Annotated in this window: 10 protein-coding genes; 9 read left to right on the top strand and 1 reads right to left on the bottom strand. The window is 50.5% G+C overall.

All coding sequences use genetic code 11. The features are described 5' to 3' along the window. Positions 1 to 37 precede the first annotated feature (37 nt). Complete coding sequence (locus KKH67_03530) at positions 38 to 607, bottom strand: HAD family hydrolase (protein ID MBU1318249.1); 570 nt, start codon at positions 605 to 607, stop codon at positions 38 to 40. Between the two features lie 211 nt (positions 608 to 818). Here KKH67_03530 and KKH67_03525 point away from each other — a divergent pair, with 211 nt between their 5' ends. From KKH67_03525 to KKH67_03485, 9 genes are all read left to right on the top strand, one after another. Beyond that, entirely contained in the window at positions 819 to 2,576 is a 1,758-nt protein-coding gene (locus KKH67_03525) for a chloride channel protein (protein MBU1318248.1), read from the top strand. Continuing rightward, positions 2,576 to 4,885, top strand: coding sequence for an HlyD family efflux transporter periplasmic adaptor subunit (locus tag KKH67_03520; GenBank protein MBU1318247.1), 2,310 nt, complete (start codon positions 2,576 to 2,578; stop codon positions 4,883 to 4,885). The genes KKH67_03525 and KKH67_03520 overlap by 1 nt, the downstream gene beginning before the upstream one ends. Positions 4,886 to 5,031: 146 nt before the next feature. Continuing rightward, positions 5,032 to 5,583 (top strand): arginine decarboxylase, pyruvoyl-dependent, encoded by a 552-nt coding sequence (locus KKH67_03515; protein ID MBU1318246.1) that lies wholly within the window; start codon positions 5,032 to 5,034, stop codon positions 5,581 to 5,583. A gap of 327 nt (positions 5,584 to 5,910) precedes the next feature. Continuing rightward, a complete protein-coding gene (locus KKH67_03510; GenBank protein MBU1318245.1) occupies positions 5,911 to 6,840 on the top strand; it encodes a GNAT family N-acetyltransferase in 930 nt (309 codons plus the stop codon). 534 nt (positions 6,841 to 7,374) lie between these two features. Further along, a complete protein-coding gene (locus tag KKH67_03505) occupies positions 7,375 to 8,337 on the top strand; it encodes a MotA/TolQ/ExbB proton channel family protein (protein ID MBU1318244.1) in 963 nt (320 codons plus the stop codon). Next, on the top strand, positions 8,321 to 8,809 hold the full coding sequence (locus KKH67_03500) for a hypothetical protein (protein MBU1318243.1): 489 nt from the start codon (positions 8,321 to 8,323) through the stop codon (positions 8,807 to 8,809). The genes KKH67_03505 and KKH67_03500 overlap by 17 nt, the downstream gene beginning before the upstream one ends. 40 nt (positions 8,810 to 8,849) lie before the next feature. Continuing rightward, positions 8,850 to 9,824 (top strand): hypothetical protein, encoded by a 975-nt coding sequence (locus tag KKH67_03495; GenBank protein MBU1318242.1) that lies wholly within the window; start codon positions 8,850 to 8,852, stop codon positions 9,822 to 9,824. 24 nt (positions 9,825 to 9,848) lie between these two features. Further along, positions 9,849 to 11,018 (top strand): hypothetical protein, encoded by a 1,170-nt coding sequence (locus KKH67_03490; GenBank protein ID MBU1318241.1) that lies wholly within the window; start codon positions 9,849 to 9,851, stop codon positions 11,016 to 11,018. A gap of 10 nt (positions 11,019 to 11,028) precedes the next feature. Further along, positions 11,029 to 11,841 (top strand): hypothetical protein (locus KKH67_03485; GenBank protein ID MBU1318240.1); only part of this gene is annotated, 813 nt, incomplete at its 3' end.

Below are 11,841 nucleotides of genomic sequence, written 5' to 3'. Positions count from 1 at the left end.
CAGGGCAGAATCCCGAAGTAGAGCGGAGTGGTTCTGCCTACTTACTGAGATAATCACCTTTTGATTTTGTCTTTTTCTTCCATCTGAGTTTGTCAACCGCGCGGACATCTTCGACCGAGCCGAGTTCTTCGAGGTACTTCAGCAGCTCGGACAACTCGGAATCGTTGCGATCGCCCAGGTACTCACCGACCAGAATGGCATTTCCGTAGTTACGCTGCATCTTCTCTTTCGAGTCCTCGACAATGATGATGCTCTCTTTTCGGTACCCTTTGCGTTTCAACTTCTTGATGTCCTTTATATACTGAAGATGCTGCAGTTCATAGTCGTATGATTTCGTACACCTGTCACTCGTCCAGAGAAACGACGGCTCTCTCTTGCCATCAAACAGATGATCTATCACTTCGGTGGCGTAGTCTTCTGACGCCGAAGTCCAGACGCCGACCTCAAACAAATCGAGGCATTTTGTCAGGAATTCATCGACCCCCGGCCGTTTGTAGACTGCGTACGGCCCGACCGTAAAATCCTCATCTCGTTCGAGCTTCTCTTTGGTGGCGTAAACCAGTGTCTCATCGATATCGAGCACCAGCAGTTTGTCGAATTTCGGCATGAAGCTATTTCTCCCTAATTTGCCTTGTATTGAGCAAGCCTTGCCTCCGACGCCGTCAGATTGACCAACAACGTAATGGACATTGACGGCGAGAGCAAGCGGTTTTGTGGTGATACCTGTCTTAGTGCATTCTGAGTATGGCTGGAGATCGCACAATTTCAACTTGTCACAAATTCAAAAGATTGTATACTAATCCGTTATGGCGTATTACATGAGATTAGCAAGGCTGCTCTACAAGCGGTTTGCGCGAAAGGTTACAAGGTCGGAAACCGCGCTGATATTGGTGCTCGCATCGGTCGTCGGGATATCGACCGGCCTCGCGGCGGTAGCGTTTATCTGGCTTATCCAGAACGCCAAGGAGCTCTTCTTCGGCCGCAGTGTTTTCTACCTCAATCACATGGTTACCAGCGGTGATTTCTGGGTGATTCTGATACCGGCAATCGGCGGTGCGATTGCAGGACCCATCGTATATAATTTTGCAAAGGAAGCCCGGGGGCACGGTGTTCCCGAAGTCATGGAAGCTGTCGCGCTCAAGGGAGGCATCATTCGCCCGCGCGTTGCAGTAGCCAAATCGCTCGCATCGGCTGTCTGCATCGGATCGGGTGGATCTGCGGGTCGGGAAGGTCCGATCATCCAGATCGGTTCGACAATAGGCTCAACAATCGGCCAACTCTTTAATATGTCCGGCTCACGCGTGAAGATTCTTGTCGGCTGCGGAGCCGCAGCGGGCATATCAGCCGTATTTAACGCCCCAATCGCAGGCGTGATATTCTCTCTCGAGATAATACTAGGTGATTACGCCGTCAGAACATTCAGCCCGGTGATCTTCTCGTCGGTGATCGCATCGGTAATCTCGCGGGCATTTCTCGGCAATCACCCGGCGTTTGTCGTACCCGCATACAGCCTCGTTTCGGCATGGGAGATTCCGTTGTACATAGGCCTCGGCGTAATAGGAGCGTTCGTGGCGCTGGCATTCACCCACACGCTCTACTTCACTGAGGATCGCTTCGACAGCCTCAAGATTCCGGGTGCTATCAAACCGATAATCGGTGGACTTGCGGTCGGTGCGATAGGATTTTTCTTTCCTCAGGTCTTCTCAGACGGTTACGAGACAATCATCAACGCACTCAATGGCGATCTCTCGATCAAACTGCTGGCTGGGCTGGTGCTGCTCAAAATCGCCGCGACGTCTTTCACACTCGGTTCCGGCAATTCCGGAGGGATCTTTGCGCCATCGCTCTTCATGGGCGCGATCGCAGGCGGGCTTTACGGTGAGGCTGTACATTACCTCTTTCCGGCTGTGACCGCATCGTCCGGGGCTTATGCTCTTGTTGGTATGGCGGCGGTGGTGTCAGGCACGACGTATGCCCCGATAACCGCGCTTTTGATAATATTCGAGATGACCGGTGACTACAGGATTGTACTCCCGCTGATGATCGTCGTTGTCTCAGCGACTCTTGTTGCGAGCCGTATAACTAACGAGTCTATCTATACACTCAAGCTGATCAGGAGAGGAATCAATCTGCGGGGTGGTCGTGACAAAGATGTAATGGAGTCGATCAAAGTCAGCGAAGTTATGGATTCTGACTATGATACTATTGGGGATGTGCTCTCTCTCGATCAGGTATTCAATGTGATGGAGAATTCTCGTTCGAGCTTCTTCCCGGTAATCGACTATAAAGGCAATCTGGTCGGAACTCTATCCTTTCAGGATCTTCGATCGATCCTTGTGAATCGCCGTGAGCTGGCTGGCCTTGTGATAGCACAGGATATTTGCCATAGTAATCCTCCGGTGCTCCACCCTGACAACTCTCTCGATGCTGCTCTGGAGAAATTCGCCCTGCGCGATCTCGAATTCCTGCCTGTCGTATCGCGCGAAGACGATCGCAAATTGGTTGGCATACTGAACAAAAATCATATATTCAGATCGTATCACAAGAAGTTGCTCGACAAGATATCGAAGTCGTGATGTCAAATAGCCTTCCAAAAACACGCGAAGACCTTCGCGTCGCGAAGCAGGAAGCATCGGGACAGACATTCTATATCATCAGCGATCCTGTAACCGGCAGGTATATACGATTGCGGGAGCCGGAATATGTGATATTCGAATCTCTCGATGGTCAGGCAACTGCCGAAGAGATCGCCGGGATTCTGCAAAACCGGCTCAACATCAAGGTTCCCCCGGAAGCCGTCGAGAAATTCGCCACCAAATTCGACGACATGCTTTTCCTCGACACGCCGAGAATCGAATATGTTCTTTCCAAAAAATCTGAAGAGGACAAGAAGAAGTCGCGTCGCAAGTCGATCCTGCATCTCAGATTCGAGACGTTTAATCCAGAGCAACTGCTCGACAGACTATATAAGAAACTGCGGTTTGCTTTCTCGCCGCATTTCGTGATCGCGGCATCTCTGCTGATTCTGCTCGGAATATGGGTGCTATTTTCACTGCCGGGCAGAATTCCTTACAGTGCAGTCGACCTGCTGCAGGTATCGACCATCGCAAGTCTGATCGCTGCACTGTTCGTCGTGATAGTCCTGCACGAATTCGCTCATGCGCTGGTCTGCCATCATTTCGGAGGGCGAGTCCGCGAGATGGGCTTCCTGCTGATCTACTTCCAGCCCGCCTTCTACTGCAATCTCTCGGATTCATACATGTTTCCGAAGAAATCTCAGAAGATATATACAATTCTGGCCGGGATGTATATGCAGGTTCTGATAGGGGCGGTCAGCGTCGTGCTCTGGAGAATTATCAAGCAGGGTACGCTGGTTTCAGATTTTCTTTTCGTTGTTGTGCTTGTTTCGTTCGGGACACTGATATTTAATCTTAACCCTCTCCTGAAACTCGACGGGTACTATTTTCTCACCGATCTCGTAAACATTCCGAATCTGAGACAAAAGGCGTTTGCGTACCTGAAAAGGCTATTTGTGAAAGCAGCGTTCGGGATATCGTCAGATACACAACCGCATTCTCGCCGGGAGCGGCGAATATTCGTTGTATATAGCATTCTGGCGGTCACGTACTCTGTCCTGCTGCTCTATTTCCTCGGATCGAAGCTTATGAACGCGCTCGTGGAGAAGTGGCAGGGGGCAGGATTTCTCTTGTTTGCCGCGCTGCTCCTCATTATCTTCAAACCACTGCTAATGAGCACAGCGAGACAAGTGAAAGAGGCTGTCAGGGAGGACGCCATTTCGCGAGTAAGTCGAACAAGATGGTTTATCTGGGGCGGCTTGTTGGTTGTTCTGGTACTTGTGTTGGTTCTGGTCAAGACAGAACAGCGCGTGTCGTCATCTGCCCGCCTGCGGCCTATTGAGAGTTTCACGATCAGGGCTCCCGAAAAGAATGTTCTCGAATCGATCTACTTCCTGGGCGGAAAGCATCAGACGCAGAATACGGGTGTGTGTCAGCTCGCCACACTCGATTTCTCGGTGTTCAAATTAGAGCCATTGTTCCAGGAAGGCGAGACGGTTAACGAGGGTGATACACTGCTTACGGTTTCGTCGAATCTATACAAGGGCGATCTAGCCCAGATCGAGTCTGAGTTGAAAAAGGCGAGTGCTGAATACAATCTGCTGTTGTCTGATCCGAAAGCTGCCGACATTGCCCGCGCGAAGAACGAGGTCACTGAAGCCCAACTGAAGCACATCGACAAAGTCAACGAATTCAATCGCGCTGACAAGATGCTCAACGGAGGGCTGATCCCGAAAGAGGAGTGGGAGAGAGCCCGGACTGCTATGAGCATCGCAGAGGCCCAGGTTGATATCGCCAAATCCAAGTACGAGCTTCTCATATCGGGCCCGAAAGCAGAAGAGCTATTGGTCGTCGATGCCGAAATCGGCCGACTTGAAGCAAGAAAGAATTATTTACTGGAGCAGATCGAAGCCTCGACCTTTGTAGCACCTTTTGTCGGGAGAGTCAGCTCCAACGGTGGTGCCGATGAAATCCTGACAATGGTGCGCACCGATACGTTAGAAGCAGTCATCGCCGTGCCGGAGGAAGACTATGATATCATCGCAACCGGACTCAGGTCGGTGCTGAAAGTATCTTCATACCCGACTAAGAGTATCGATGGCATGGTTGTCAAGGTCAACGAAACGGCAACAGCAGGCGCGCAGGAGAATGTATTCACCGCAATCAGCGTCATCCCGAATGATGATGGTCTTCTCAAACCGGGGATGACCGGATATGTAAAAGTCTATTGCGGCAAAATGAGTCTTGGAGGAAAGCTTCTCCGCAGAGTGTTCCGGTTCTTCAGGGTCGAATTCTGGTCCTGGTGGTAGATCTAGCTGAATGGGTTCTGATTCTTGCAGCGCCGTCAGGAGGCCTTTCCTGTCGGCTGGATTCAAATCCTGATGCGCAAGAATACTGATTGCGATATTCGGTCAGGATGGTTATATTTGTCGCCCATTAATCAGGAGGTGTGGCGATGTCAATAATCCCGACAAAACTGTTCTTGACCAAGGGAGTCGGCAGACACAAAGAGCAATTGAATTCGTTTGAGATGGCGTTGCGGGATGCATCGATAGCGCAGTTTAATATCGTCACCGTCTCCTCGATTTTCCCACCCAGAGCCAAAATCGTCAGCAAAAAGGCAGGATTGAAATTCCTGAAACCGGGACAGATAGTTCACGCGGTTATGAGCAGGAACGACACCAATGAGCCAAACCGATTGATATCAGCATCGATTGGAGTCGCGATTCCCAAAGACCCGTCATGTTTCGGATACCTGTCCGAGCATCACGGATTCGGGCAGACCTCCAAAGTGGCTGGCGATTATGCCGAGGATCTTGCGGCCGAGATGCTTGCGACGACTCTTGGATTGCCTTTCGATGTCGACAAGAGCTGGGATGAAAACAAGGAAGAGTGGAAGATCAAGGGCGTGATAGTCCATACTCGAAACTCCACACAATCTGCGCAGGGAGACTCCAAAGGCCTCTGGACCACAGTGGTCGCATCCGCGATTCTGATAGAAGAGTAGTGCGTAGCAGGTAGGGCAGGATTCCCCGAAGCCTGCCGTTGGATATAACACGAAACATTCTCGATCAAACGCGCAGGGCAGCGATCCGAAGCGAAGCGGAATGATCTTGACTTACAACATTGTGGCATTTGGCATACAGTCCGTTGATTCCGAGCTCCAGCGTGGCCTAAGCCATGCGTAGCAAGGTCGCTGACACTGCCGACGATGTTCACCGTCTAGTCTGCGCTACCGAATCACTTCGCTTGTGTAATCATATCAAATGCCCTATTCTAACGAGTCAAGGATACACACTATTACAGTATCAACTGTATTTAGGGATTGTATGATATGAAGATCGTACCGTATTGCGACTTGGAGAACAAAGACGATATCCTCGTGCTGTGGGTGAAGTCGTTCGGGTGGATGGCTACTGCTGATTGGTTCGAGAAACTGCGCAAATACGATTCTCGTCTATCGAGCGGGCCGATTGGCATGTGCGGTATTATCAACGGCGAGCTGGTCGGCTTTGTCGGCATCATGCTGATCCCTACCCGGAACAGACACGGAGAAGTGGAGCAGATCGGGGGCATATATTCGATCGCCACAAGACCATCGCACCGAAGGAGCGGCATCGGACGCAAGCTTCTGAATGCGAGTGAGCAGTATATGCGTGAGAATGGCATAAGACTCTCGATGCTGAGCACCTCGCGCGCAATCGTGGCTCACCGATGGTATTGTGATGTTGGCTACAAAGAGGTGGAGTCGATGGCTAAGCTCCCTTTTCTATACAAGATCCTTCATCATTCCAATAAGTCTCTATCAGCGAAGAAACCCGCTTCCGACGTCAAGATCGACCTCACGAAAGTCTCGCCAATATTCGACTGGTACACTCGCGACAAATGCGGTTTCGTGATTCGCAATCAGAACGACCTGAAAGTACGCGAGTTAGATGGACTCATTGACCGTAAGCTCTCTGTCGCGGTCGATGGAGGCTATGCCCTCCTGCTTAAGAGCTTTGATTCAATACGGTACGTGGAGATTCTCGCTCGCAGCAAGAGAGCTTACCGCGATTTACTGAGAATCGCTGAATCCCGAGCTAGACAGAGCGCAATATCTTATCAGGTTTTCGATCCCAAAGCACAGGGAGTGATGCTGGAAAGTGGCTACAAAGCTGACTACGGCACATTCGATGTGTTGATGTACAAACCTCTCGGTTCAGAGACATTCAGCAATATTTTCGATAAAAGTTTCACGATCAGCAGATTGAACTGGTTCTGATGCCAGAGAAGATCGATGTGGTCGATGTCCGTCCGCGCACACCGACTATATATCTGTCAGAAAGGGTTTCCAGACGGCAGTCACACTCTGACGGAATTGTGACTTAATTACTGTACCGAGACGCGCACGATTTCATTCAAGACAAGCCTCCTTCTCAGCTCAACCGTTTCATTTCTGAGCACTGATCGCTTCCAAAATGAACACTTGGCTGAACAGTAGACAATGTTATGCACAATGTTGCAGGTCAGACCCCTGTTGTCTGAGTTAAGGCATTGCTGGTTTGAATGATAGCGCGAACGGCGTTTTCCGGCCCAGCCTAAAGAAACCTCCTGGAAATGGCGATAAGTTTTAATGTGGGACACTCGGCCGACCGAAGACTTCACGGGGTAGAGTCACGCGCCCTGTGCCGTAGCAGAGTGTCGTTGGTACTGTAGCAATACATAACTTTGATAAAAACGATTTACAAACAGGAATCAGTCTTTGGGTTTGCGATTTCCAGAATCCCGAAATGTGATCCCAACTCTGGAGGGTTAGATGACTCAGACTCACGATAAGCCGACCGGTGACCAGCCAGCATATCGAAACCGCGAATTTCTGATATCGAGCATCGTTACGGTAGTAGTACTTGTTGCGGCGGTCTTTCTGATTTGGCAGCTTCGTGCGAACTCCGTGGAGAAGATCAACACAATGATGGACAAATCCTACAGAGCAAGCTCGCACGGAGGAATCGACAGCACTCACACGGCGGAACTCGGGGAGATTGCGAAAACCGACCCGGTTGGATTCGATCTGGCGAATTACATGCAGGCGAACTACGACAAGATCGTTCTCGTCGTGTACTTCCTGCTCGCCGCCCTGACTCTATCCACACTGGCTCGATTTCTTACTTTTCTGGCGATGTCTATTCGAAGAAAGAAGTACTATCCTGACGATGTCAGCCTCGGCTTCTTCCTTGGTCACAAACCGCAAACATGGCAGGAGTTTTACGATTCTGTACTTAATCAGGACCATCGCAAATCTCGCTTCTGGCGGATTCTGAAAGATTCGATAAAAGTCACCAATGCATCCGGACGGTACGATCATCTGTACCTGCACTTCCGTAATCGAATCGACCGAATCTCTGAGTATCTCAATGAGACGTCACTCTATGAGTCGATCGCATCAGCTTCACCTGCTGCCGGATTCTTCGGAACTCTGGTAGGGCTGCTGTTCATCTTCAGCCAGTCGCAGGGCTACATGTCGAGCATATCGCAATCTCCGGCTTTTTCCATCGGGATGAAAGTCGCAATCATCACAAGTCTCTGGGGACTTTTCAATCTTGGCTTGTCGATTGTTTGCAGCTACTTCACGAAGCGCGTCGCATCGCAGATTCATCAGCAGATGGTCGTGCGTGCGGTTGCAGTGTGTGAAGTTGTCGAGTCCTTGAAATCACCGGTTCCGGAAGTAGTGAGCAGAAATCAGACTGTAAAGGAGATAGAGGGTGTCCACCAGCAATAACAAGAGATATCTAACGCCATACATCATCGGAGCGTCCGATCTCGCGTTCATCCTTCTGTTCTTCTTCATCATAGTAGGAAGCGGAGCACAGAGGGTTGAGCGAATCGACATGCCGTACAAGCAGGCGAATGCTGTCGACAAGACGACTCAATCGCCATTCAGAGTCGAGATTTACGAAAAGGACGTCACCTCGGATTCGTGTCGGATGGCGTTCATTTTCGAACGATCCATGCCTCCGGAGACGCTGTTCGTCACCATCGACAATCAGTCGCTGGCTGAGGTCGGCGGCTACCAGCAGATAACGGGGCAACTGGGAGAATTCGTCCAAACCAGAGAGGCCGTCGCGGACTCAATTCGAATCGACATTTTCAGTTCGGCTTATTCCTACTACGGATTGATCGCGATAACAATAGCGGCGTGCAATCAGCTCGACTATCCGTGCAATTTGGTCTATAGGACAGATGCCGGATAGTCACGCCCAATGGTAGTAATACCGGGATACAGAGCATAACATGCAAGCTTACTTTGACAGGTTCGATGCTCAGCTTGAGCTCGAGACATTCGTCACCAGGTCACACTCAGGAGCCGATTTTAATGCGGCTGAATTGAGGAATGGCCCCACATGGCGACGGATACTCAACATAGTGGGTCTGGCTATAGTGCTGACAATTGCCGGATATCTGGCAGCCGTACATCTCGGCTCCGCCAATCCGCCTGAGACCGCGTCAAAGCCTGAGAAGAAAATAAGCAAGGCGGGTTTCATAATCGAAATCCCTCCACTCGAGAAACCTAAGCCAAAACCACAACCGAAAGTGGAACCTCCGAAACCGAAGCCGACAGAACGACTGCGCAGCATACCGGATAACACCATGACCACGGAGAAGCAGATTATCGTGGCGGATTCGCGCGATATGGCCAAAGAAAATGACAGGTCGGTGATCCATGAATCAACAGAGAAGAGAGCTCTGCCTGCGGTTCAGACACCTGTTGTGGAAATCGAAACCGACGTCGTCGACAGGAATGAAGTATCCGAAGGTCTTCGCTATGCAGCCGTCTCAGCCGCGGCCGATACAATCGGCGGATTCAGGAACGTTGTAGCTTCCGGAACCACGGATAGAAATTTGCCCGAAGAGGGCATTTCACGAATAAAACTCGACCCATATCATTATCAGATGGTGAATCTCTGTCTCCGACTCTGTGTCAAGAGCATGTTCACACATTCAGGTGTGAGCCAGACAGAGATGGACCAGTCCGAACAATGGCTTAAGATCGTTCGAGGCAGCGATGACAAATTTTCGATTTTGTTCAAAGGAAGATGGGTCCGTTTTGATGTGAACGCACAGGAGATTGGCAATATTTCGAATCTGAGTTTTGTTGATATACCGGGTCGTCAGGTTGCTGGCGATGAGGTCAATATGTTGTTGGAGGAGGTGACGCGCAAACTTTGCATGCTGCTTGGTTATGATAACTGTTACGATAAACTCTAGCCTCCAGGAAAAGAGGTGTCACACATGATTACAGCCAAATGCTCAGAAAGGTTGTCGCCGGTGGCCGCACTTGTCTGTGTCTGCATCCTGCTCGTATCATGGGGCAGTGTCGCTCAGGCGGGAGAGGGTGAAGGCTATCTCGATTTTCTCGATGCGTACTACAAAACCTATGACGTGTCGTACCTAATGCAAGCACAGAACTCGATCAAGAGCGACCTGGATACATCAGCGGCGCTGAGGTTCCAGGGGTATTATTACAACACCGAAATTCAATACCTGCTCGCATTGGAAGATCTCAGGAAAGATCCCAACAGCGTCGAGGAAGTGGAGAAGCTGAAAGGGCTGATGCTCCAACTCTACAGCAGGTACCTAGACGCCTATTACAGAGTGGAAACACCGGATATCCACGCATCCAACATCCCCGGAAACACGGCGTTCTTGTTCAAGGACATTCTTATGGCGGCGACATTCATTCAGAATGCAAACTCGTGCTCGCCGCTGCTCAAGAATGTTCTTCGCAGAGCCAAACAGGATAAGCTCTACAATGAGGAAAACAGTTTCGTGGCCAGCGTCGCCGACATGATGTCGCTCGAATATCCGAATCTCTTCGGCGTTGCGAATCTGGTTAAGGCAGTCTGGCTCAACGATCAGTTCATGAATACCGATGCCAACGATGCCCGGAAGGATTCACTGAGAGAGTCGGTCAGCTACTATGCTGCGATAGCGTCCGACACGCTCAAGTCGGATTACGGAAAATCAATCTCGTACTTCCTGCTCGCCGAGACATACGCAAATGTTTCCAACGACATGGCGTGGGAGTACTTCCAGAAATGCGTTGACCTCTTCAGGAATGGGTATATTTCCACGACTGGATTCTATGATCGCAATTACAATCAGGAAATATATCTTGCCACAGCGGTCGCGTTTTTCCCTGCCTATTCGGAGTATCTCTTCGATAACGGCCGCTATCCGGAAATTGCAGCAAGCGCGAAATATCTAATCGATCTCGATATGCTCGACCGTGGCAAGGCCGAGAATGTAACCAAGGAAGCCATATTCTGGGGTGAAAAGTCTATCCGCAAGCTGCAGGACGGCGGGAAATTCGCCAATGCTGACGAACTGTTTAGACAGATTCAGGGCTTCTATGAACTACTCGAACCTGATAGTCAGTATGGCACTGGCCCGGAGAACTAAGGAGGTAGCGATGGTCGTTAGGGCTTTCAAAACATGCCTGTTCGCTCTTGTTTTCCTGGCTGTGGTGTGTTCGCTGTCTTCCTCGGTCTACGCATCGAATCGGGAGATGACGGATCTCAACCTCGATCTGCAGCAGTATCTCGAGGCGGCGCGGCTTCATTCCGAACCGAATGACCGTATCTTCATTTCGGAGATGGCGGTCCAAAACATTCGCAAGCAGTGGGTGCTATGGAGCAGCACTCCTCTCAGAGATGAGAACTGGAACAGCCTGATGGGATCGTCATACACGCGCTTCATCCTGCTGCAATATCATCTCGATAACCCCTCATGGGTCGAGTGGGGATTGACCGAGCTCGAAACGCTGCTTCCATCGTATAAAGCGTACATCGATTCGTCGACAACTCTCTCCTACGGTGAGCAGCTTGCATTCATTGAAGAAGAATGGATGGGGAAGTTCGCTGAGTGCAATGCGTTCAATGAACTCGTGCCGCTGAAAAAGCTGACTGACAATCCAATTGATCTCATCGTCAGGAAGGGCTGCTATAGCGACGAGGATAAGTACGTGCTGCGCACCGCGGAGCTGTTCCTGAACAGGCAACTACTCGAGAACAGGCAGTACTTCTATTTCTATGTTCCGATCGGTGAGTACCAGATATCGGACCGGAAGGCGAATCTGTTCCCGAAGGAATTCTCAGCCACCGGCGACAGCGCGCAGTTTGTCTATCTGACGCCGAACTACAGTTTCAATTTCGTGCCGGTGGTGCAGGTCTTTTCTGAAGATGGTGTCTATTTCGATACGCTCTCTCCATCGGAGTTCGAGCTT

It is taken from the genome of Candidatus Zixiibacteriota bacterium (assembly GCA_018820315.1).
Taxonomy (GTDB): domain Bacteria; phylum Zixibacteria; class MSB-5A5; order JAABVY01; family JAHJOQ01; genus JAHJOQ01.
The sequence above is the reverse complement of the archived record's forward strand: the minus strand, read 5'-3'. Positions and strand labels throughout refer to the sequence as shown.